General features: G+C 73.1%; 11 protein-coding genes. 5 read left to right on the top strand and 6 right to left on the bottom strand.

Annotated features, from left to right (window positions below; translation table 11 throughout):
* The first annotated feature begins 14 nt into the window (after window positions 1-14).
* From AB0J24_RS07940 to AB0J24_RS07930, 3 genes are read left to right on the top strand one after another with little or no spacing between them, the layout of a single operon-like run.
* Window positions 15-1,067 (top strand): iron chelate uptake ABC transporter family permease subunit, encoded by a 1,053-nt coding sequence (locus AB0J24_RS07940; RefSeq protein ID WP_358677172.1) that lies wholly within the window; start codon window positions 15-17, stop codon window positions 1,065-1,067.
* A complete protein-coding gene (locus AB0J24_RS07935) occupies window positions 1,064-2,143 on the top strand; it encodes an iron chelate uptake ABC transporter family permease subunit (protein ID WP_358677169.1) in 1,080 nt (359 codons plus the stop codon). The genes AB0J24_RS07940 and AB0J24_RS07935 overlap by 4 nt, the downstream gene beginning before the upstream one ends.
* 25 nt (window positions 2,144-2,168) lie before the next feature.
* Window positions 2,169-3,026, top strand: a complete 858-nt coding sequence (locus tag AB0J24_RS07930) for an ABC transporter ATP-binding protein (RefSeq protein ID WP_358677166.1) — start codon at window positions 2,169-2,171, stop codon at window positions 3,024-3,026.
* Between the two features lie 20 nt (window positions 3,027-3,046).
* Here AB0J24_RS07930 and AB0J24_RS07925 read toward each other — a convergent pair whose 3' ends face one another.
* From AB0J24_RS07925 to AB0J24_RS07905, 5 genes are read right to left on the bottom strand one after another with little or no spacing between them, the layout of a single operon-like run.
* The gene (locus tag AB0J24_RS07925; RefSeq protein WP_358677163.1) at window positions 3,047-4,168 is read right to left on the bottom strand and encodes a TIM barrel protein; all 1,122 of its coding nucleotides are present in this window, start codon (window positions 4,166-4,168) and stop codon (window positions 3,047-3,049) included.
* Entirely contained in the window at window positions 4,165-16,341 is a 12,177-nt protein-coding gene (locus AB0J24_RS07920; RefSeq protein WP_358677161.1) for an amino acid adenylation domain-containing protein, read from the bottom strand. The genes AB0J24_RS07925 and AB0J24_RS07920 overlap by 4 nt, the downstream gene beginning before the upstream one ends.
* A gap of 5 nt (window positions 16,342-16,346) precedes the next feature.
* Entirely contained in the window at window positions 16,347-17,975 is a 1,629-nt protein-coding gene (locus AB0J24_RS07915; RefSeq protein ID WP_358677383.1) for an AMP-binding protein, read from the bottom strand.
* Window positions 17,976-17,983: 8 nt separating this feature from the next.
* On the bottom strand, window positions 17,984-18,397 hold the full coding sequence (gene panD / locus AB0J24_RS07910) for an aspartate 1-decarboxylase (protein ID WP_358677159.1): 414 nt from the start codon (window positions 18,395-18,397) through the stop codon (window positions 17,984-17,986).
* 16 nt (window positions 18,398-18,413) lie between these two features.
* A complete protein-coding gene (locus AB0J24_RS07905) occupies window positions 18,414-18,695 on the bottom strand; it encodes an MbtH family protein (RefSeq protein ID WP_358677157.1) in 282 nt (93 codons plus the stop codon).
* 486 nt (window positions 18,696-19,181) lie between these two features.
* Here AB0J24_RS07905 and AB0J24_RS07900 point away from each other — a divergent pair, with 486 nt between their 5' ends.
* Together AB0J24_RS07900 and AB0J24_RS07895 are read left to right on the top strand one after the other, a co-directional pair.
* Window positions 19,182-20,948 (top strand): ABC transporter ATP-binding protein, encoded by a 1,767-nt coding sequence (locus AB0J24_RS07900; protein WP_358677155.1) that lies wholly within the window; start codon window positions 19,182-19,184, stop codon window positions 20,946-20,948.
* Window positions 20,945-22,726 (top strand): ABC transporter ATP-binding protein, encoded by a 1,782-nt coding sequence (locus AB0J24_RS07895; RefSeq protein WP_358677153.1) that lies wholly within the window; start codon window positions 20,945-20,947, stop codon window positions 22,724-22,726. The genes AB0J24_RS07900 and AB0J24_RS07895 overlap by 4 nt, the downstream gene beginning before the upstream one ends.
* Window positions 22,727-22,856: 130 nt before the next feature.
* Here AB0J24_RS07895 and AB0J24_RS07890 read toward each other — a convergent pair whose 3' ends face one another.
* Window positions 22,857-23,597, bottom strand: a complete 741-nt coding sequence (locus AB0J24_RS07890) for a bacterial transcriptional activator domain-containing protein (RefSeq protein WP_358677150.1) — start codon at window positions 23,595-23,597, stop codon at window positions 22,857-22,859.
* Between the last annotated feature and the right edge of the window lie 27 nt (window positions 23,598-23,624).

Raw genomic sequence — 23,624 nt, 5'->3', positions numbered from 1 at the left:
GCGGTCGTCCCGCGGTGACGGCCCGGACCGAGCGGCGGACCGGGCGGGAGGAGCCTCCCGCCCGGTCGTCGCTGCACCGTCGTCGCGCCCTCGGGCTCGTCGGCATTCTCGGCGCCGTGCTCGTGGCCGTCACGGTCAGTCTGATGCACGGGGCGAACCCGCTCTCGTACATGCAGGTGTGGTCCGCGCTCCGGTCGCCCGACGGATCCGAGGCGTCCCTGATCGTGTGGACCGAGCGATGGCCGCGCACCGTCGTCGCGATCCTGGTGGGTGCCGCACTCGGGGTCGCCGGGGCGCTCATCCAGGCGCTCACCCGCAACCCGCTCGCCGATCCCGGGATCCTGGGGGTCAACGCGGGCGCCGGGTTCGCGGCCACGCTCGGGGCCGGCCTCCTCGGCCTGGACGGGATCAGCCAGTACGTCTGGTTCGCCTTCCTCGGCGCCGCGGTGACGACGGTGACCGTGTTCGTCATCGGTTCCGCCGGTGGCGGCACCGCCTCGCCGATCACCCTGGTCCTGGCCGGGGTGGCGCTCGGTGCCGTGCTGAACGGGTTCTCGACGTTCCTCACGCTGATCGACGCGGACACCTTCCGCGCGATCCGGAACTGGGGGCTGGGGTCGCTCGCCCGCACCGGTCTGGAGGACACGCTGCTCGTGGCGCCGTTCCTGCTGGTCGGGCTGCTCGGCGCGCTGCTGCTGTCCGGTTCGTTGAACTCGATCGCGCTCGGTGACGACCTGGCGGCGTCGCTGGGCACCCGGGTCGGCCGCACACGGGTGCTGGGCGTCGTGGTCGTGACCCTGCTCGCCGGCGGTGCGACCGCGCTGACCGGCGGAATCGCCTTCGTCGGGCTGATGGTGCCGCACGTGGTGCGCTGGTTCGTCGGACCCGACCAGCGGTGGATCATCGCCTACTCGGCGCTCGCCGCTCCGGCGCTGGTCCTGGTCGCCGACGTACTGGGCCGGGTGATCGCCCGGCCGGGTGAGATCGAGGTCGGCATCCTCACCGCCGTCATCGGGGCGCCGGTGCTGATCGCGCTGGTGCGCCGGAGGGGGGCGAGCGGACTGTGACGACCGTGCGGGACCGGGTGGACTTCGGCTACCCGACGCGCACCGTCCGGACCCGATGGTTCTCCGGGCGGATCGGCGTCCGGCTGATGGCGGTGTCGGCGGGCTTGCTCACCCTCGGGGTCGTCGTCAGCGTCCTGTCTCTCGGACTCGGCGACTACGGGCTCGGCCTCGACGAGGTGAGGCGCGCCCTGCTCGGCAGTGGCGAGGCCTTCCACCGGATCATCGTCACGGAGTGGCGGTTGCCGGTGGCCCTGGCCGCGCTGGTCTTCGGGGCGTTGCTGGGGATCGGCGGGGCGATCTTCCAGTCCCTGACCCGCAACCCGCTGGGCTCGCCGGACGTGATCGGCTTCGACGCCGGGTCCTACACCGGGGTGGTCCTGACGATCCTGCTCTTCGGTGCGGGAAGCTACTGGAACGTGGCGGGCGCCGCGCTGGCCGGCGGCCTGCTGACGGCGTTCGCGGTGTACCTGTTGGCCTACCGCGGGGGCATCTCCGGGTTCCGGCTCATCATCGTCGGCATCGGGATCTCGGCCATGCTGAACTCGGTCAACGCCTACCTGATCACCCGGGCGCAGATCGACGAGGCGATGAGCGTCGGGTTCTGGCAGGCGGGCTCGCTCTCCCGGGTGACCTGGTCGGGGATGCTCCCGGCGTTGCTGACCGCGACGGTGATCATGGGTGCGACGATCGTGCTGGCTCCGGCGCTGCGCCGGCTGGAGCTCGGGGACGACGCCGCGGTCACCCAGGGGACCCGGGTCGGCACCGTGCGACTCCTCCTGCTGGTCGTCGGCGTGTCGACGAGCGCGTTGGTGACCGCCGCGGCCGGGCCGATCGCGTTCATCGCGCTGCTGGCCCCGCAGATCGCCCGACGACTCACCCGCTCACCCGGGGTGAGCGTGCTCTCCGCCGCCGCCATGGGCGCCGCGCTCCTGGCGTCCGCGCACCTGCTGACCCTGCTGATCGCCGAGGTGTACCGGGCCATCCCGGTCGGGCTGCTCACCGTCTGCCTCGGTGGTGTCTACCTGATCTGGCTCCTTGTGTACGAGGCCCGCCGCCAGCACGGGACGCTCCCATGACCCGACACGGAAGAACCCCTCCTCGATGACCACAGAGCCCCTCGACACGACGGCACCGGCCGCGACCGCGCGGCTGGTCGCCCGCGAGGCAACCATCGGCTACAGCAGAAGGGTGGTCGCCGAGAACCTGACGGTGGACATCCCGGACCGGACCTTCACCGCGATCATCGGCCCCAACGGCTGTGGCAAGTCGACCCTGCTCCGCGCGCTGTCCCGGATCCTTCCGCCGAGCGCAGGCTCGGTGCTGCTGGACGGCAGGGCGGTGAACAGCTACCCGCCCAAGGAGGCCGCGCGGCTGCTCGGACTGCTGCCGCAGAGCTCGCCGGCGCCCGACGGCATCCGGGTCGCCGACCTGGTCTCCCGTGGCCGGGCGCCCTACCAGAACCTGATTCACCAGTGGCGCCCGTCCGACGAGGACGCCGTCGCGGCGGCGCTGGCCGCCACGAAGCTGACCGATCTGTCCGGCCGGCTCGTCGCCGAGCTGTCGGGCGGGCAGCGGCAGCGGGTGTGGGTGGCGATGCTGCTCGCCCAGGACACCCCGATCATGCTGCTGGACGAGCCGACGACCTTCCTCGACATCGCCCACCAGTACGAACTGATGGAGCTCTTCCGCAGCCTGCACGAGGACGGGCGGACCATCGTCGCCGTGCTGCACGACCTCAACCAGGCCGCTCGCTACGCCGACCACCTGATCGTGATGGACCAGGGCCGGGTGGTCACCACCGGGCCGCCGGACGCGGTGATCACCACCGAGCTGATCGAGGAGGTCTTCGGACTCCGCTCGCTCGTCGTTCCCGATCCGGTGACCGGCACCCCCACCGTGGTACCGCTGGACCCCCGCACCGCGGAGCGGAACGGCGCGGAGGCTCCGGCCCCGGACTGAGTCCGGGGCCGGAGCCGGGGTCAACCCGAACCGCGCAGCGCCGGATCCCGCACCGCGCCCGCGCCCGCGCCGGTCGTACCGCCCAGATCGGCCACCAGGGTGTCGAGGGCCCCGGCGCCGCGGGCGGCGACCTCGTGCGGCGGCAGCGCACGCAGCTCCGGGTTGAAGATCTCCAGCGACAGCGGCCCCCGGTACCCTGCTGCGAGCAGAACCGCCAGCGGACCGGCGAGGTCGAACTCGCCCTCGCCGGGGAAGCAACGGTGGTTCCGGCTCCACTGCACGAGGTCCATCGACCGCCACGGCGCGTCGGCGACCTGGATCAGGCCCAGCTCGTCCGCCGTGATGCCGCCCAGCACGTCACTGCCGTCGCCCCGGCTGGCCAGGTGGAAGGTGTCGACGGTGAGCGACAACGCGGGGTGGGCCGCGCGTCGGACCACGTCACGGGCCTCGGCCACCCGGCCGATGTGCGTGCCCCAGGCCAGCGCCTCGTAGGTGACCGTCATGCCGTGTGCGGCCGCGGTGTCGGCCAGCGCGCACAGCTGCTCCGCGGAACGGTCGGGGCTCGGGTCGGCGTCGTCGTCGGTGTTCGACACGACCAGGATCGACGTAGCACCGAGCTCGGCCATCACGTCCAGCTCACGCCGGAACCGTTCCAGCACATCGGGGAACTCGGCGTCGGACACGCCCTCGGCCCGCCGGAACGGTTGGTAGAGGTCGATGGTGAGTCCCAGGTCGGCGCACCGGGCGGCGACCTGCGCCGCGGACACCGGCGCGTCCCGCAGGTCGGAATCGAGCAGTTCGATGCCGTCGAACCCGGCCGCCGCGATCGCGTCGAGCTTCTCGACGAGCGTCCCGCCGAGCGACACCGTCGCCATGACGGTGCGGAACCGCTGGGCCGGGTCTTCCGGTTCCCGGGCCGGCCCACCGACCAGCTCGATCCAGCGCTCCAACCGCCGGTCCTCGGCCAGCAGGATGAAGCTGACCTCCCCGGCGCCGTTCTGTCGCCACCGGTCGGCCAGCTCCATGATCCGGACCGAATCCATCCCCTGGTCGCGCAGGTCGAGCTGATGGTCGAGATCGGCGGGCTCCAGGTACAGGACTTCCGCGACGTCGGCGACGATCTGGTCGGCGCTCGGGCTCATCTCTCATCCTCTTCGGTCTCGGTGGCCGGGTCGCCCGGTCGGAGCAACCCGGTCAGGCGGTGCGCCCAGCGCAGCAGGCCGCGATCGGGACGCATGACGGAGTGGTGGTCCTCCTCCGCCAGGTGGACGATCTCGGGGTCGGGGGTGTGCCGCCGCCACGCGGCGATCCCGGTGCCGGTTCCGGCGCCGGACTCCGCCGCGTCGCCCGCGGCCACCAGCAGCGTCCGGCAGTGCAGGTGACCGATGGTCTGACGGGCCATCAGGCGCTCGCAGCGCAACCCGGACACCGCGAACGCGGTGAGCTGCGCCCGGTCGGCGAACACCTCCTCGCTCGCCCGCTCGCCGAGCACGGCCCGCAGCTCGGCACGGTTCGCCTCCAGGAACTCGCGCTGTGCCACGTCGTCGTCGGCGACGCGGACCCCCGGCCGGGGCAGGACGTCCCCCGGTCCGGGCCGGTGGTCCGGACCGGTCGGGGTGGTGTCGACGATCGTCAGCGAGCCGACGGTCTCCCCCCGCGTGACGAGCTCCTGTCCGACGGCGAACATGATGTGCCCGCCGAACGACCAGCCGAGCAGGTCGTACGGGCCGGCCGGTTGGACCCGCTGCACGGCGTCCGCGTAGAGCGCGGCCAACGCGGTCATGTCGTCGAACTCGGTGTCGAACCCGGCGTGCGCCGGATCCTGCAACCCGACCACGCCCACCCCCTCGGGCAGGTGGGCGACGAGCGCCGAGTACAGCGATGCGTGCCCGTAGCGGGCGTGTGCACAGAACAGGCGGCGGCCGTTCGACGCGGCCGCCAGCGGCACCAGCACGGCGTCGACGAGGCCGTCGCCGTCCTCCGCCGCGCCACCGTCGGCGACCGCCGCCAGCGCGCGCATCCCCTGCGCCGCGAAGACGTCCTTGACCAGCAGAGAGGTCCCGAGCCGCTCGTTGAGCCGGGCGACCAACCGCATCGCGAGCAGCGAGTTCCCACCGACCTCGAAGAAGTTCGCGACCGCCGACACCCGCTCGACGCCGAGCAGTTCGGCGACCGTCGCGGTGACCGCGGCCTCGGTGTCCGTAGCCGGCTCGACGTATTCGCTCGCGGCGGCCTCGATGACCGGCAGCGAACGGGTCTCGACCTTCCCGTTCACCGTCAGCGGGATGTCCGGCACGGTCGTGAGGCCCGCCGGGACCATGTAGTCGGGCAGGATCGTGTGGGCCCGGGCGCGCACGGCGTCCAGGTCCACCTCGGTGGCCCGGCCGGCGGCCGGGACCAGGTAGCCGTAGAGCACCGTGGCGCCCCGGCCGTCCTCCCGGGCGATCACGGCCGCGCGGGCGACCTGTGGGTCGCCGGCGAGCACGTCGGCGACCTCGCTCGGTTCGATCCGGTATCCGCGGATCTTGACCTGGTCGTCGATCCGGCCCAGGTAGTCGATGTCGCCCTCGGGGGTCCACCGGGCCAGGTCACCGGTCCGGTACATCCGGGCGCCCGGCTCCCACGGGCAGGCGACGAACCGCTCGGCCGTCAGCGCGGGTTGCGACCAGTAGCCACGGGCGATCCCGGCACCGGCCAGGTACAGCTCACCGGGCACGCCCGGCAGGGTGGGTTGCAGGTTCTCGTCGAGGATGTAGGCCCGGGTGTTGAAGATCGGCGTGCCGACGCTGGAGGTCGGGCTGTCGGCGAGGTCGGCACCGAGTGCGTTGATCGTGTACTCGGTCGGGCCGTAGAGGTTGTACGCCTCCACTCCGGGGGCCTCGCGCAGCTGTCTCCACAAGGTGTCCGGGACCGCCTCGCCGCCCAGCGACACGAACACCACGCCGGGAGCGTCCGCCGCGACGGAACGTCCCGCCGGGCGGTCACGCTCCAGCAGCCCCTCGTCGACGAGCAGCTGCCCGTAGGACGGGGTGACGTCGAACCCGTCGATCCGCACGTCGTCGTAGTGCGCCAGCAGATGCTGCGGCTCGCGGCGCAGCTCCTCGTCGATCACGTGCACCTCGTGCCCGTCCAGCAGCCAGAACAGCTGTTCCCAGGAGGCGTCGAAGGAGAACGACGTGGTGTGCGCGATCCGCATCCGGCGCCCGCCCTGGTGGGCGACGACCCGGTCGAAGATCTTCTCGACGTGGTTGGCGTACATGTTCGTGAGGCCGCGGTAGCCGACGGCGACGCCCTTCGGCCGCCCGGTCGATCCCGAGGTGAAGATGATGTACGCCAGGTGCTCCGGTGAGACGGGGCCACCACGCTCGGCGTCGGTGATCGGGCCCGCGGCCCGGGCGGTGATCGCCGCGCGGACCGCGGCGTCGTCGAGGTTCACCACCTCACCGGTCGCGGTGGTGTGCAGCCGGCCCGCGTCGCGGTCGGTCACCAGGGTCACCGTGGGGCCGGCGATCCTGAGCATCGTCGCGATCCGGTCGTCCGGGTGCTCGGCGTCGACCGGGACGTAGGCCGCACCGACCGCGAAGACCGCGAACATCGCGACCACCATCCGCTCGTCGCGGGGCAGCAGCAGCGCCACCCGGTGCTCGGGGCGGACCCCGTGGGTGAGCAGCTGGCGTGCGTACCGGTTCACCTCCTCGGAGAACCCGGCGAAGGTGAGGGTCGTCCCCCCCGCGACGAGCGCCGTCTCCGCCGGTGAGCGCTCGACCTGCTCGCGCAGCAGATCGGCCACCACGACGTCGGGCACCTCGCGTCCGGCTTCACCCGCGGGTGGTGGTCGCTCATCGGGGAGGTAGGCCGACACGCGGCCGACCGGGATGTCCGGGTGCCCGGCGAGCTCACCGAGGACGTGCAGGTAGCGGTCGACGAGTCGCCCGGCCTCCCCCGGGTCGAACGCGTCACGGCGATAGGAGAGCCGGACGTGGACCGACGCCGCGCCGGCGCGCTCGCCCGGGTTCACGGCGAACGTCACCGGGTAGTGCGTGGCGTCGTTGACCGTCGCACCGACCACCCTCGGGGCGTCCGGTCCGGCCGGGCCCCCACCGGGTGTCTCGGGGGGCAGGTTCTGTACCACGAACAAGGTGTCGAACAGTGCCCCGAGACCGGCGGTGTGCTGGATCCGGGTCAGCGAGGCGTAGGGGTGGTCGATCACCGCGAGCTGTTCGGACTGCACACGTGTCAGCAGCTCGGTGACCGTCTCCGACGGCCGCATACGAACCCGCATGGGCAGGGTGTTGAACAGCAGCCCGACCATCCGGTCCGAGCCGGGCAGTTCCGGCGGCCGCCCGGAGACCGTGTTGCCGAACAGGACGTCACCGCGACCGGTGATCCGGCCGAGGGTGAGGGCCCATGCGGTCTGCAGGAACGTACCGAGGGTGACACCGGCCCGGCGTGCGGTGTCGACGACCGCGGCCGCGTCCGCCGGGGCCAGGTCACGGTGGATGTCACCGGTCTCCACCCGGGCCAGTCCGAGGTCGCCGCCCTCGGGCCACAGCAGCGTGGGTTCGGTGACGTCGGCCAGGTAGTCGTCCCACGCGCGGTGGGCCGCCCGGGCGTCACGGCTGTCGAGCCAGTCCAGATAGTCCAGGAAGGACGCCGGCTGCACCCGGTCGAGGACGCCGGGATCGGTGTACGCGGCGAACACCTCGTCGAGCAGCGCGGTGATGGACCAGCCGTCCAGCAGGATGTGCTCGAAGGTCATCGCCAGCGTCCAGGCCCGCGGGGCGTGTTCGATGAGGGTGAACCGGATCGACGGCCCGGTCTCGAAGTCGAACGGTTCCCGGCGTTCCCGCTCCAGGAACGCGGCCGGGGTCTCCACCCGGTCCCGCCGGTCGGCGAGGCGCAGGACCCGGAACGGGACGTCGGAGTACGGTGGGATCACCTGCACCTCGGTGTCACCGAGCGTCACGAACGCGGCCCGCAGGTTCGGATAGCGTGCGACCACACGGGCGACGGTCCGCTCGAGACGCACCGGGTCGAGCTCGCCGGTGACCTCCCGCAGGACCTGGGACACGTAGGCGTTGTGGTCACCGGCCTCCCGGGCCCGCACCATGTGGTAGAGCAGCCCGCTCTGCAGCGCGGACAGCGGCAGCAACCGGCTGCCCTCGCCGTAGCGGCCGCGGATCCGGTCCGCGGCGGCCCGCGGCAGGTGGATCCGGTCGGCGCGACGCAGCCGCGGACCACCCCCGTCCCCCACGGTGGGCCATTCGATGCCGACCGCGGTGTCCGACCGGTAGGACTCGACCACCTCCGCCGCCAGCTCGCACACGGTTTCCAGCGGGGTACCCTCCCCCGACACTCCGGACAGCTCCCCGCTCCCGTCGTCGCGCACGTGCAACGCGAGCGGCCCGACACCGGGCACCGTGTGATCCAGGTACTCGATCGCGGCACGCCACCACGAGGCCCGCGTCACGTCGAAGCGGGGCAGCGGCAGCCGGGTGCGGGGACCGCCGCCCGGGGCGTCCGGGGTTCCGAGGCCGGCCCGGACCAGCTGAGCGAGATGCCGGACCGGCAGTGTCGGGTAGCGGGAGCCGACCACCAGGAATCGGTGGGTCTCGGCGAGCAGACGCTCCGCGGTCTCCCGGTCGAACAACTCGCGGGTGCTGTTCAGTCGAAGTCCGAGGGTGCGGTCCGGGTGCCGGACCACCGCATAGACCAGATCGAACAACGCGGGCCGGGGCGAACCGTCCTCGTCGTCGGGTGCCGGTGGGTCGTCGGGGACCAACCGGGCTGCCGGGTCTCCGAGCCGCTCACCGTCGTCGATGAAGGCCGCCATCACCTGGAACAGGGGGCTGAGGCCGGGGACCCGTCGCGGGCCGACCGCCTCGACGACGCTGTCGAACGGCGCGCTCTTGTGCTCACCCGCTTCGAGGGTCCGGTCACGGACGCTGCGCAGCAACGCGCCGAAACCGGCCGCCTCGTCGACGTCCGCGCGGACGACGACGGTGTTGACGAAGTAGCCGATCGCATCGTCCAGCTCGGGCTGGTCGCGCAGGTCCACCGGGGTCCCGACCGGCACCGTCCGCCCTGCGCCCGCCGACCACAGGCCGAGCGCCAGCGCCAGGACGAGTCCCTGCAGCGGGGTGGCCCGGCATTCGGCGAGCGTCTCCTCGACGGCCGCGGTCTCCTCGGGGGCCAGGCCGACCCGAGTGTTCCGGACCGTCCTGGTCGTGGTCCCCGACCGCGGCCGGTCGAGCGGCAGCGGCGTCTCGACCGGCAGGTCGGCCAGCTCGTTCACCCAGTACTGCAGCTCGGCCCGCAACCGGGAGGCCGGATCGGCGCGGTCACCGAGCACCCGGCGCTGCCAGATCGCGAAGTCCGCGTACTGCACGGGCAGCACCGGCAGCTCAGCGGGCGAACCGGTCAGCTCGGCGTCGTAGAGCACGTTCAGATCGCGGACCAGGGGCCGGACCGAACGCTCGTCGATCACGACATGATGACCGTGCACGACCAACCGGTTCTCGTCGCCGGTACGCAGCAGGGTGAAGGCGACTCCGCCGTCGACGGCCAGGTCCCGCGGTGTTCGGAGCAGCTCACCGGCGCGGGCCGCGGCGCGACCCGCATCGACGTCCTCGACTGTGAGGCCCGGTGCGGCCCCGCTCGGTCGCACGACCTGGCTCAGACCGCCGGAGCCGTCGTCGACGAAGACAGTACGCAGGATCTCGTGCCGGTCGGTGAACCGCCGGAGTGCTGCCCGCAGCGCACCGATGTCGGCGCTACCGGGGATCCGCAGCACGATGCCGACCTGGTAGGCCGGTCCTGCGCCGAGCTGGTCGACCAGCCAGAGCGCCTGCTGACCGTAGGAGGCCGGGATCGGGTCGGGCCGGGCGGCCCCGGCGAACCCGGTGATCGACGGTAGCGGTGGGCCCGACCGCCCGGCACCGCGCCCACCGGACGCGGTGTCGACGGTGGCGGCCAGCCCGGCGATGGTCGGGGTGGTGAAGAGGTCGCGCATCCGCAGCTCCGTACCGAGCGTGGCGTTGACCCGGCTCAGGAGGCGGTTGGCAAGCAGCGAGTGCCCGCCGAGGCGGAAGAAGTCGTCGTCGACCCCCACCGGGGCGTCGTCGCCCAGCCGGAGGACGTCGCGGAAGCCGGCGGCCAGCACACGTTCGGTCCCGGTGACCGGGACCCGCCCGTCGGCGGCCGTGGCTCGGACCGGTGGCGGGAGTGCACGCCGGTCGAGCTTGCCGTTCGGGGTGCGCGGGAGCGTCTCCAGCTCCACGATCGCGGCCGGAACCTGGTGCCCCGGCAACCGGGCGGCGAGGTACTCGTACAGCGACTCGACCGGCTCGGCACCGGGGACGGGAACCACGTACCCGACCAGCTGTCTCCCGTCGGCCGGGTGGTCGCCCGGCACGACGACGGCGTCGGCGACGGCCGGATGTTCGCGCAGCACGGCACGGGTCTGGTCCGGCTCCACCCGGTGCCCGCGGATCTTGATCTGGTCGTCGGCCCGTCCGAGGTACTCCAGTTCGCCGCGGCGGTTGCGGCGCACGAGGTCCCCGGTCCGGTAGAGCCGGGCGCCGGAGCCGTCGAACGGGTCGGCCACGAACCGGCACGCGGACAGATCAGGCTGCCCCAGGTAGCCGTCGGCGAGCTGTGCGCCCCCCAGGTACAGCTCCCCGACGACACCGTCGGCCACCGGTCGCAACCATCGGTCGAGCACCCGGGCCGAGACTCCCGGCTGGGGGCGGCCGATCGGCACCCTGTCCCCGTTCCGGTCCAGGTCGACCCGGGCGACGGTCGCGTCCCCGGTGACCTCGGTCGATCCGTAGAAGTTGTGCAGGACGCCGTCCGGCGCGGCGCGGTGCATGGAGTCCCGGGTGTCCGGGGTGAGTGGCTCCCCCGACGACACCCAGTGCCGCAACGATCCGAGTTCGGGGCCCCCGGTGCCGTCATCGACCAGGGCGTCGGCCAGACCGGGGACCGTGAGCAGGTGGGTCACCTGCTGCGCGCGCACGGTCCGGGCCAGGTCGCCGGCACTGCGCGCGGTCTCGTCGGAGACCACGACCACCGCGGAGCCCGCGGTCAGCGGGCCGAACAGCTCGGTGACCGCGTCCACGAAGCCGACACCGCTCTTGACCAGGCCGATCGCGTCACCGTCGAGTTCGAGCAGGTCCGCGCCCCAGCGGAGCCGGTTCACGAGGGCGCCGTGCGAGAGCTGGACCCCCTTCGGCAGCCCGGTCGTTCCGGACGTGTAGATCACCTGCGCGGTGTCCTGCGGGGTCAGCGGCCGCGTCAGCACCGGGGGTGGTACCGCCCCCGGTCCCGCCGGCAGCTCGTCGGTGTCGAGCAGCGCGGTGCCGACCCGGTCGAGGTCCGCCCGGTGCGCGGCCAGCGTAGTGCGGTCGCCGACCACCAGCCGGGGTTCGCAGGCCTGCACGATCCGCGCGACGAGAGCCGGCGGGTGGGCGGCGTCCAGAGGTACGTACGCCGCCCCGGCACGCAGCACCGCGGCGAGGGTCACGACGGCCCCGGCGCTGCGCGGGAGCAGCACCCCGACCCGGTCACCGACGGTGACGCCTCGTTCGGCGAGCGCGGTGGCGCGGGCGTCGATCCGGGCGTCCAGCTCGGCGAACGTCCACCGCTCGCCGTCCGCACCGACCACCGCAGTCGTGTCCGGCGTGGACAGTGCGATGCGGCGCAGGAGGGTGTCGACGGTCGTGTCCGGGGGCGGTGCCGCCGGGCCGGCCGTCCGGCCATCCGGTTCGTCCGGCCGGATCTGCAACCGCGCGACGGGCCGCTGCGGGTCGGTGGCGATCGTCGCCAGGACGTGGGTGAACACGGCCACGAACTGCTCGACGGTCGCCGTGTCCAGCAGGTCGGTCGCCGCGCTGACGAACCCGGAGACCTCGGTCGGGGTGTCGGTCAGGTAGATGTCCAGATCGGTCTTGACGGCACCGATGCTCACCGGCTCTGGCGCGACGTCGATCCCGGGCAGCACGAGCGGGTGCCGCTCCCCCGTGCCGTGCTGGTGGGTCAGCATCACCTGGTAGACCGGGTTCCGGCTGGTGTCGCGCCGCGCGCCGAGCGCGGCGACGATCTGCTCGAACGGCGCGTCCTGGTGGGCGAACCCGTCCAGCACCGCCTCCCGGGTACGGGTGAGCACGTCGGCGACGGTGTCACCGGGCCCGATCCGGTGCCGCAGCGGCAGGGTGTTGGCGAAGTAGCCGACGACCTCGGTCGCCCCCTCGTCGGTCCGGCCGCCGACCGGCGAACCGATCACCACGTCGTCACCGGCGCCCAGCGCGGAGACGGTCAGCGCGACCGCGGCCTGGGCGACCATGAACAGGGTGACGCCACGGTCCCGGGCCGTCGCGTGCAGTGCCGTGACCGTGGCCGGTTCGAGCGCGAACCCGACGTCGACGCCGCGGTGCGTCGGCCGGGCCGGGCGGGGCCGGTCGAGGCCGACCGTGGACTCGTCGGGGGCGTCGGCGAGCACCTCACGCCAGTGACGCAGGTGCCCGGCGATCGCGGAGCCCGGGTCCTCCGGGTCGCCGAGGGCCGCGAGCCGGCGCAGCGCGTGATCGGCGAACTGTGCGGCCGGGGCCGCCCAGCGGGGGGCCCCGCCGGTGCTGCGCGCCCGGTAGGCGGTGGCGATGTCGGCGAGCAGTGTCGGCAGCGCCCACTCGTCGACGGCGTGATGGTGCACGGCGAGCACGAGCCGCCAGGTCTGTGCACCGGTGCGGAAGAGGCCGGCCCGGACCGGGAGGTCCGCGCCCAGGTCGAACGGAGCCCGCACCACCTCGGCGGTCCGTTCGCGCACGACCTCGGGTGCCTCACCGGTGAGGTCGGTGACGGTGACGGTGAGCCGGTCCACGGCCTCCTGCGGCGGGACTATCACCTGGATCAGCTCTTCGTCGTCCTCACGCAGCACGGTGCGCAGCGCCTCGTGCCGGGCGACGACGTCGCGCAGCGCCGCATCGACCGCGTCCGCGTCGAGCCGACCGGTCAGCCGCAGCACGGTCGGCACGACGTAGCGCCCGCCGGGCCCGCCCATCCGGTCGACGAGCCAGAGCGCCCGCTGACCGTGTGACGCCGGGATCCGCTCGGGCCGGACGACCGGCACCGGTGCCGACGACGTGCCGGCGCTCCCGGTGATCTCGGCGAGCCCGGCGAGCCCGGCGACGGTGGGCCGGGTGAACACCTCGCGCAGAGTCACCCCGGCCCCCAGCACCGCGTTGATCCGGGCGACCAGCCGGGTCGCCAGAAGCGAATGGCCGCCGAGCCGGAAGAAGTCGTCGTCGACACCCAGCTCGGTGTCGTCGGGGAGCGCCAGGATGTCGCGGAACGCGTCGGCCAGCGCGATCTCGGTGTGCGTGCGCGGCGGCCGCCCGGTCGCCGACGCGGTCGCGAGGGGACCGGGCTCGGGCAGGGCGCGCCGGTCGATCTTGCCGTTCGCGGTCACCGGGAACGCGTCCAGCTCGACGACGGCCGCCGGGACCATGTGGTCCGGGAGGCGGGCCGCCAGGTACGGGTGCAGCTCCCGCGCCAGGTCCCTGGACCGGTCCGTGGGCTGGTGGGGGCCGGTCACGTAGGCGATGAGCCGGGTGCCCGCCACCGGGCTGTCGTGGGCGACCACCACCGCTGCGGACACGTCGGGATGTGCCTCCAGCGTGCTGCGGACCTCACCGGGCTCCACCCGGTGCCCGCGGATCTTGATCTGGTCGTCCGCGCGGCCGAGGTAGTCGAGCGTGCCGTCCGCGTTCCACGCGACGAGGTCGCCGGTGCGGTAGAGCCGTTCCCCGGCCGTTGCGTGCGGGTCGGCGACGAACCGCTCGGCGGTGAGGCCGGGACGGCCGACGTAGCCGTGCGCCACCTGCGCGCCGCCGAGGTAGAGCTCCCCCGGCACACCGGGCGGGACCGGGCGGAGCCAGGCGTCGAGGACCCGCAGCCGGGTGTTCGACACCGGCGTCCCGATCGGTACGACCGGGGCCCGGTGGCCCGCCGCAGGATCGAACTCGTGGAAGGTGATCTCCCCGCCCTCGGTGGGGCCGTAGATGTTGACGACGGTGCCCCCGGTGAGGTCGGACAGCGCCTCGGCGAGCCGGGTCGGGAACGCCTCCCCGGCGACCATCGTCGTCGCCAGTGAGGTGGCGGGGCCGGCGTCGGCCGCGGCGAACACCTCGCCCATCGACGGCACGAAGTTCGCCCGGGTCACCCCGTGCCGCCGGATCACCGCACGCAGGTAGTCGGGGTCACCGTGCCTGCCGTCGGCCGCGACGAGGAGGGCCCCACCGGAGGTGAGCGGGGTGAACACCTCGGGTGCGGACACGTCGAACGTGACCGGGGTCTTCATCAGGACGATCCCGTCGTCGCCGAGCGGGTACCGGTCCCGGCCCCAGGTCAGACGGTTCACCAGGGCCCGGTTCGGCACCTGGACACCCTTGGGGCGTCCGGTCGTGCCCGAGGTGAAGATGACGTACACCGGGTCGTCCGCCGTGGTCCGGCGCACCGGTTCCGGGGCGCTCAGCCGGCCGCGGTCCAGCGCAGCGGCCACGGCGGGGTCGTCGACCAGCAGGACGCTCTCGTCGGCCGGCACCGATCGCCGCGCGAGCTCCCCGACGGTGACCACCAGCCGTGGCGCCGCATCCTCCAGGATCGCGGCCGACCGTTCCGCGGCCCGGCCGGGATCGAGGGGCAGATAGGCCGCACCGGCCCGGAGGACCCCGGCGAGGACCACCACCAGGTCGGGGCTGCGGGGCAGCAGCACGCCGACGCGGTCACCGGGCTCGACACCGCGCTCGACCAGCAGGGCGGCGATCGCGTTGACCCGGGAGTCCAGCTCGGTGAACGTCCAGCGGGTTCTGCCTGCGTCGTCGAGCACCGCGAGCCGGTCGGGGGTCCGGGCGACCTGCGTGCGCACCATGGCGTCGACCGTCTCGGCGGGCAGATCGAGGGTGACGCCGTCGGCCCCGGCGGGCTCCGGCGTGCGCTCGGCCGGTGACGCGCTCCGGTCCAGCTCGGCGAGGGTTGTGTCAGGGGACAGCGCGAACGCGGTGTCGAGGAACGCGACGAACCGGGCGGCGTGCTCCTGCAGGGTCAGTCCTGCGAACACCGGCGCCCGGCCGCGCAGGTCGAACCGGAACCCGTGCACGGGACCGTGGTGCACCCAGAGGTCGAGCCGCCCGACCGGTCCGGGGTTGACCGTGTCCGGAACTCCGGGCGCGCCGTCGAAGTCCGTGGTCTGGTCGAGCGCCAGGATATTGATCATCGGAAGCTCGAGGTAACCCACCTCGCCACCGGGCCACAGCCGCGCGATCTGCGAGTCCTCTACCGCGGCGTGCTTTCCGACCTCGCGCATCTGCGCCGTGATCTCGCGCAGGATTCCGGCCGGTGACCCGGCCGGTGCGATCCCCGTGACGACCGGGAGGATCCGTGAGGACATCGACGGGGTACGCAGCAGCGCACCGCCGCTACGCATCATGAAGGGCACCCGGACCGCGACCCGGTCCAGGTGCTGCACCCGCGCCGTGTAGAGGCCCCACAACGTCACCAGGGCGTCGGGCCAGCTGGACCGGGCCGCTCGCGCGAACGCGGTGAGCCGGTCGCGGGTGTCCTCGGGCAGAGGCACCTGCACGGTGTGCGGTCGGAAGGAGAACGCCCCGTCCAGCTCATCCGCACCGGACGGGCCGGGGTCGACGTCCAGGATCCGCTGCCAGTACGCCTGGTCCCCGTCCCGGCCGGCCGGACCGCCGGAACGACCGGGTCCACCGGCCTCGGACCGTTCCGTGTCGAGCGTGTCCGCCAGATCGCCGTACCAGGGCTCCGCCGCCGCGGTACCGGTGACCCGGGCCGTGTACAGCTCCGACACCCGCCGGACGAACAACGAGGTCCCGTAGGCGTCCAGCATCAGGTGGTGGTGGGTGAAGGCCCACGCCCACCCCCCTCCGGAGCGGCACAGCAGCCGGGACTCCGGCGCGTAGAGCGCGTCCCCGGTGATCGGGGCGTCGTAGTCCACCCGGACCCGGTCGACGATCTCACCGTCGTCGAGCGGGTAGCGGACCACCTCGGTGTGCACCGCCGTGGACGGGTCGAGCCACTGGACCGGCGTCCCGTCGATCTCGCCGAAGCGGGCGTGCAGCGCCCGCGTCTCGGCCACCGCGTCGTCCACGGCGCGGACGAACTCGTCGGGGTCGATCGGGTCCTGCAGCCAGATCACCTGGCCGACCCGGTAGACGGGCGATTCCGGGAACCGTACCTGCGCCGACCAGACACCGCGCTGTGCGACGGACAACGGGAGGGGTGCCGAGGGCATTCGTATCACGCCTTCTTCCGCTGAGCCCGCTTGCTGACCTTGCCGGCGACCGTGCTCGGGAACGCCTCGACGACCTCGACCAGATCGGGAAGCTTGTACGCGGCCAGTTGCCGTTCGCGCAGGAACGACCGGACGCCGGGCAGGTCCAGCCCCGACCGGTCGGTGTCCGCGCGGGGCACCAGATACGCCTTCGTGCGCTCGCCGAGTACTTCGTCGGGGACGCCCACCACCGAGGCGTCGTGGACCGCGGGGTGGGCGAGCAGGAGGTTCTCCACCTCCTCCGGGGCGATCTTCTCCCCACCCCGGTTGATCTGGTCCTTGGCCCGCCCGACGACGGTCAGGTAACCGCGCGGATCCTGGCGGACCAGGTCACCCACCCGGTAGAAGCCGTCAGCGGTGAAGGCCTGCGCGTCGTGCTCGGGGGCGCGGTAGTAACCCCGGATCGTGGCGAACCCCCTGGTGAGCAGGTGCCCGGCGGAGCCGGGCGGCACCGGCCGGTCCTGCTCGTCGACGATCAGGATCTCGTCGGCGGGCGAGGTCGGCCTGCCCTGGCAGGTGGTGATCGTCTCCTCGTCCTCGTCCAGCTCGGTGAAGGTGTGCAGGCCCTCGGCCATGCCGTAGCTCTGCTGCAGGGTCGCACCCAGCTCGGTACGGATCCGGCCGGCGGCCTGGGCGCCGAACTTCGCGCCGCCCACCCGCACCACCTGCAGGCTGCTCAGGTCGTACCGCGGCCGCAGCGACGAGTTCAGCCAGGCCAGAGCGAGCGGCGGCACCAGCGCGGTCTCGGTGACACGGTGCCGCTCGACCAGCGGGAATGCGGTGTCCGGGCTGCCGTCGGGCGCGAGCACGACGGTCGCGCCGGCGTGCAGTGCACCCAGGTACCCGGGTGAGCGCATCGCGAAGCTGTGCGGCATCGGCAGGACGACCAGCTGCACCGACGCGGCGGTGACCCCGCCGACGCGCGCCGCCTCCCGCATCGAGCCGAGATACGCCTCGTGGGTGTGCGGGATCAGCTTGGACGTTCCCGTGGTCCCGCCGGAGAGCTGCAGGAACGCGACGTCCTGTGGCAGCGAGCGGCGCTCGTGCCGGAGCGGTTCGTGGGCCAGCAGCCGATCGAGGTCCGGGCCACCGCCCCCGCGGCCGAGCAGGATCGTGTGCTCCAGCGTCGGCGAGGCCCCCTTCAGCTCCGCGGCGAGTGCGGCCAGGTCGCTGCCGTCGTGCGACTCGACGGTGATGTAGGCACGGGCGTCGGCCAGGTCGACGAAGTAGGCGATCTCGTTGCGCGCGTGCGCGGCGAGTGCGAGAACCGGGATCGCCCCGATCTCGAAGAGCGCGAACACCAGCGGCACGTACTCGACGACGTTGGGAAGCTGGACGACGACGCGGTCACCGCGTCCGATGCCGAGCGATTCCAGCCCGGCGGCCAGGCGCAGCACCCGGTCACCGAGCTCGGCGTAGCTGAGCTCGACGTCCCCGGCGACGAGCGCGATGTCCTCCGGCACCCGCTCGACCGTCTCGAACAGCATCTCGGCGAAGGTCTGGTCGGTCCAGTAACCCTCCCGGCGGTAACGATCGGCGAACTCCTCGGGATACGGGACGACACCGTCCAGAACCAGTGGGGCCGGCTCGGGCATCACAGCGCTCACAGGGTCCTCGACGCGAACTGGTCGGTCGCCCCGGGAACCGGCTCGGCCGGGTCCTCACCGAGCTTGACGATCCGGTTGTCCGCATCGACGTGGACGATCCGTGGTTCGTACCCGGTCAGCTCGGCATCGTCGGCCTGCAGAAAGGAGATGATGATCACCAGGTCGCCGGGATGGACGAGGTGCGCCGCCGCACCGTTGATGCACACCACACCGGAACCGGGTTCACCGAGGATCACGTACGTGTCGAGCCGGGCCCCGTTGGTGATGTCGACGACCTGGACCTTCTCGCCTTCGACGAGACCCGCGGCACCCGCCAGCTCGGTGTCGAGGGTCAGCGAACCGACGTAGTGCAGGTCGGCCTGGGTCACGGTCGCGCGGTGGATCTTCCCGCCGAGCACGGTGCGAAGCATCGGATTCCTCTCCTGATCAGGTGTCAGCTGGGCGTTCGGCGCCGGCCCGCGGACCGTCGGCGGTCGCGGCGGCCGTGTGCGCGGCGATGTGGTCACGCAGCGACTTCGGTCGCAGGTCGGTCCAGGTGGCCTCGATCCAGTCGAGAACCTCCTGGCGCGGCTTCCCGCCGGGACCACCGAAGGCGACCGTCCAACCATCGGGAACCGGGGTGAAGGTCGGCCAGAGCGAGTACTGATCTTCATGGTTGACCAGCGCGTAGAACGCGCCTTCATCGTCGTCGAACGGGTTGGGGGCCATCGTTCGGTCCTCTCCGTCGGGGTCCGTGTCCTCGGGTCCGTGCCGTCGCCGATCCGAACCGTCACCGGACGTGCGGCCTCGGTCGACGCGGATCGTCGTCGAATTCCCGCGAATCATCCGCATCCGCGATACCCACAGCGCCGGGTCACGGGTTCGCACCGGCTGTGGACCGACACGCGGACCGGCAGGCTGTCGCGCCGAAACGGAGGCTATCTCGTGAAGTTAACTGAGGCTACCTTTACCTTCGTGGTCACGATCACCGTGAGTACCGCCCTCGTTGCGGATCTCTGATGGTTAGGCTGCCCTTTGCACGCCGGGCGTGCAACCCGACCGGACCGTCGACGACCGGAGAGGACGATATGACCAACACCGCGCGGAGGCGTCCTGCGACCCCGTCCGCCGCCGTCCCGGCCCACTCCGGTTGACCGTCGACGACCGCTCGCGCCACCTCGTGGCGGACACCGGTCACCGCCGGCCGGGCGCCCGGTGAGCCCCGGGGACCGGGCGGGGCTCGGGCGCGGCCCGCTCACCCGCAGGCTCCCGGTGTTCGGGCAGGCGTCCGCCGAGCCGCCGGCGACGACCCCTTTCCCCCTCGTGGCGGGCGAGGGGGCCCGCCGGTTCACCACCCGCGTGGCGCTCTCGGCGAAGCGGCTCACCGTTCCGGCTGCAGCACTCTGCATCGTCCAGAACGTGGCCGGGGCGCTGGTGCCGGTGATCATGGGGCTGGCCATCGACCGGGCCCTGCAGACCGGGGACCTGGCCCGGCTGAGCGGCTGGCTGGTTCTGCTCGGGGCCGTCTTCGTCGCGCTGACCCTGTCCCTGCGGTTCAGCGCGTTGCTCGCCGCCCGGGCCGTCGAACTGGTCGAGCACCGGCTCCGCAGCACGCTGTCCGGGTCGGTGCTGCATCCACCCGACGGGCGGGTGCCGCAGGCCGACGGCGTCATTCTGGCCACCACGACCAACGACCTCACCCGGTTGTCCACTGCGGTGAACCTGGGCGTGTACCCGGTGGGTGAGCTCGCCGGGATCGCGTTCGTCGCGGTGTCGCTGTTCACGATCCACTGGCCGCTCGGGCTGACCGTGCTGCTCGGCGCCCCCGTCATGGTGTGGCTGATGGGCGCGCTGAGCGGACCGTTCGCCCGCAGTGCACGACACGCACAGGCGCTGCTCGCCGATGCCGTGGGGCGGGCCACCGACCTGGTGACCGGCTACCGGGTGATCAAGGGTGTCCGCGCCGAGCAGGAAGCGACCCGTCGCTACCGCAGGGAGAGCCGGGCAGCGCTCGACGGCGCGTACCGCAACACCGGCTCGCTGGGCCGCTATCTCGCCGGGAGCAACTCGATCAGTGGAGTGTTCGTCGCCGGTGTCGCAGGCCTGGCGGGCTTCTTCGCGGTCACCGGAGACATCACGATCGGCGAGCTGATCACGGTGGCCGGGCTCACCCAGGCGCTGCTGGTGCCGCTGAACCTGCTGACGGCGAACGCCGGCGCCGTCGGTGCCGCCGCGGTCGGCTCCGGCGGCCGGGTGCTGGACCTGCTGCGGAGCGCCACGTCCGCACCGACGCCGGAGGGCCGCGTACCGGACGTCACCCCGGTTCCGTCCCTCGAGCTCGCCGTCGGCGGGCACGAGCCCGTCCACGTCGAACCCGGCGCGCTGGTCGGTCTGCGCACCGACGACCGTACGGCCGCCCGGATCGTCACCGCCCTGCTCGCCCCGCGGGCGCCGGACGATCTCGTCGACGTCCGGGTCGACGGGATCCGCGCCGACCGGCTCGATCCCGCGCAGTACCGCTCGCGGATCGTCGTCGCACCGCACGAGGCGACCATGTTCAGTGGCACCGTCGCCGACAACCTGGACCTGCCCGGTGCCACCGCCCAGCACCGTCGTACCGCGCTCTGGGCGGCCGCCTGCGACGACTTCGTGCACAGCTCGCGCGACGGGCTCGGCACCGAGGTCGGGGAGAACGGCAACCGGCTCTCCGGCGGCCAGCGCCAGCGCCTCGCGCTGGCGAGGGCGTACGCCGCGGATCCCCCCGTCCTGGTCCTGCACGAACCGGCGACCGCGGTCGATTCCGTCACCGGGACGACCATCGCCGCCCGGTTGCGCCGGGCCCGGGAACCGCAGTCGGGGCACCCCCGGTCGACACTGGTGATCACCGCGTCCCCGGCCCTGCTCGGCGGGTGCGACCGGGTGGTCGAGCTGGCGCCGGCACTCCCCCCGGTGGACGGCGACGAGAACGGAGGGACCCGATGACGTCCACCCGGAGCCGGCCGGACGCCACGGGCCTGCCGGTCGCCGGCTGGCGGGAGACCGGGCGCGAGCTGTGGCGCACCAGTCGCGGCCGTCGCGCCGGGATGTTCGCCGTCGCGGTGGTCGGGCTGGTGTCCGCGGCACTCGGGCTGGCGATGCCGGTGGTGCTCGGCACCCTGATCAACGCGGTGCACGCCGGCACCGCGGACGCCGCCACCGTCTGGTGGACCGTCGCGGTCATGGTCGCGACGGCGACGGCGGGTGCGGTCGGTGCCGCGGTGACCGCGGTGCTCGCCGGGCGGATCTACCAGACGATGCTGGCCGAACTGCGCGAGCGCCTCGTGTCGAAGGCGATGCAGCTGCCGCAGGGCGTCGTCGAACGCGCCGGCACCGGGGATCTGGTGGCCAGGGCCAGCGACGACGTCGCACAGGTCGCCGACGCCGCACAGCGGGTCGTCCCGGCCCTGACCTCGGCGGCGTTCACGATCGTCGTCTCGTTCGCCGGGATGGCCGCGCTGGACTGGCGCTACGGGCTGGCCCTGACCGTGACGCTGCCCGTGTACCTGCTTGCCCTGCGCTGGTACCTCCGCACGGCGCCGCAGGTGTACCAGGCGGAACGGACGGCGACGGGCGACCGCGCCCAGCAGATCCTGGAGTCTCTGCGCGGCTTCGAGACCGTCCAGGCGCTCGGGCTCGGCGACCGCAGGCACCACCGGGTGATCCGTGCGTCCTGGGAGGTGGTGCGGCACAGCCTGCGCGCCCGGACCGTGCAGAACATGTTCGTGGGCCGGCTCAACGTCGCCGAGTACGTGGGGTTGTCCGCCATCCTGGTCACCGGCTGCCTGCTGATCGGCGCCGGACAGTCCACGATCGGAGCCGCCACCACGGCGATGCTCGTCTTTCTCCGGCTCGCCCGGCCGGTCACCCAGCTGCTGATGGTCATCGACGTCCTGCAGTCGGCGCTGGCCTCGCTCAACCGCATCATCGGTGTGGTCACCATGCCGACCACCGGGGACACGCCACCCTCCGCGCCGCCGTCCGATCCGGCCGTCGCCCGGCTCTGCGGGGTGGCCTTCGGCTATCCCGGTGGCGGCCGGGTGCTGCACGGCGTCGACCTGACCGTCGGGCGGGGCGAGCGGGTGGCGGTCGTCGGCGCGTCCGGGGCCGGGAAGACGACCCTCGCGGCGCTGCTCGCCGGAATCCACATCCCGGACGAGGGGACCGTGACCCGCCCGGTGGACACGGTCATGATCAGCCAGGACACCCACGTCTTCGCCGGGACGCTGCGGGACAACCTGACCCTGGCCACGCCGGGGGCCTCCGACCTCGATCTCGAGGCGGCGCTGCACCGGACGGGTGCGGCCGGTCTGCTCGACCTGCCGGACGGCCTGGACACCGCACTCGGCGCAGCCGGGCGGGCGCTCACACCGGCCCAGGCCCAGCAGATCGCGCTGGCCAGAGTGGTGCTCGCCGACCCTGAACTGGCGATATTCGACGAGGCGACCGCGGAGGCCGGATCCAGCTACGCGGAGCTCCTGGACCGCTCCGCGGACGCCGCGCTGCACGGCCGGGCGGGCCTGGTGATCGCGCACCGCCTCTCCCAGGCAGCCGTGTGCGACCGGATCGTCGTCATGGCGGGCGGGCGGGTCGTCGAGAGCGGCAGCCATGCGGAGCTGACCGCGTCCGACGGACCGTACGCCCAGCTGTGGTGTTCGTGGAGTACCGCGACCGGGTCGGCCGGGGACGGCCCGCGTGCGGCCGAGGAGGCCCGCCGGGCCTGACCCCGTGTGGCGCCGCCCCGCCAGGAGACCGCCGTGGTGTCCCCGGTGACGGCCGCGCGACGGCGAGGTGAAGCGCCGGCTGATTCGGCTCTGCGGCCGAGGACCTCGGCGGCCGCTCCGCCCGGGCCGCTCAGACCTCGCCTGCGAGCAGGGCCCGGTTCAGCTCGGTCGACCGGCGGTCCGGTGACACGCCGAGCTCGTCGCGCAGGGTCCGCCGGAGCTGCTGGTAGACCGCCAGGGCAGCGGCCCGGTCGCCCCGGCCGGCCACCGCCCGCATGAGCAGGCGGTATCCCCGCTCACCGAGCGGGTCGTCGGCCAGCAGCCGGCGCGCACAGCGCTCGGCACTCGCCAGTTCCGACCCGCCCAGCTCCAGACATGCCTCGGCGTAGCAGGCGGTCGCCGCCGTGTGGGCCAGGCGGGCCTCGTCCCGGCGGCGCGCGACCCACTCCCCGGTGAAGCCGGGCAGGAACTCGCGCTGGGTCACGAACACGGCGCTGAGCGCGTGCGCCCAGGCGCGCCGCCAGTCCCGCACGCCCGCGGCGGCCTCCGCCTCGTGCAGTGCCATCGCCGCCGTCGTCGCGTCGACCAGCCCGCCGGGGGGAACGACGAGGTTCACCGCGTCCCGGCCGCGGATCTCGACCGGTCTCAGGACCGCCCTGGTCTTGGACAACAGCGCGTCGAACACCCGCGGGCCGCCCGGGCCGGGGGGCCCGGGCTCCCAGAGGACCTCCATCAGCGCCGTCCGCTCGATCGGCCGCGGACGGTCCGCCAGGTACGCGACGAGCATGCGCGCCCGGCGGCCGGGCAGCCGGCCCTGCACCACCCGGCCGTCGACCACGACCATGAACTGCCCGTGCAGCTGGATGCGCACCCGGCCATGGTGACAAGGTTCCTGCAA

It is taken from the genome of Pseudonocardia sp. NPDC049635 (genome assembly GCF_040659795.1).
Lineage (GTDB): Bacteria > Actinomycetota > Actinomycetes > Mycobacteriales > Pseudonocardiaceae > Pseudonocardia.
The sequence above is the reverse complement of the archived record's forward strand: the minus strand, read 5'-3'. Positions and strand labels throughout refer to the sequence as shown.

Coding starts and splice junctions, on each gene's coding strand:
- AB0J24_RS07895 (WP_358677153.1), top strand. CDS start 20,945: ATGACGTCCACCCGGAGCCGGCCGGACGCCACGGGCCTGCCGGTCGCC.
- panD (WP_358677159.1), bottom strand. CDS start 18,397: ATGCTTCGCACCGTGCTCGGCGGGAAGATCCACCGCGCGACCGTGACC.
- AB0J24_RS07905 (WP_358677157.1), bottom strand. CDS start 18,695: ATGGCCCCCAACCCGTTCGACGACGATGAAGGCGCGTTCTACGCGCTG.
- AB0J24_RS07915 (WP_358677383.1), bottom strand. CDS start 17,975: ATGCCCGAGCCGGCCCCACTGGTTCTGGACGGTGTCGTCCCGTATCCC.
- AB0J24_RS07930 (WP_358677166.1), top strand. CDS start 2,169: ATGACCACAGAGCCCCTCGACACGACGGCACCGGCCGCGACCGCGCGG.
- AB0J24_RS07920 (WP_358677161.1), bottom strand. CDS start 16,341: ATGCCCTCGGCACCCCTCCCGTTGTCCGTCGCACAGCGCGGTGTCTGG.
- AB0J24_RS07925 (WP_358677163.1), bottom strand. CDS start 4,168: ATGAGCCCGAGCGCCGACCAGATCGTCGCCGACGTCGCGGAAGTCCTG.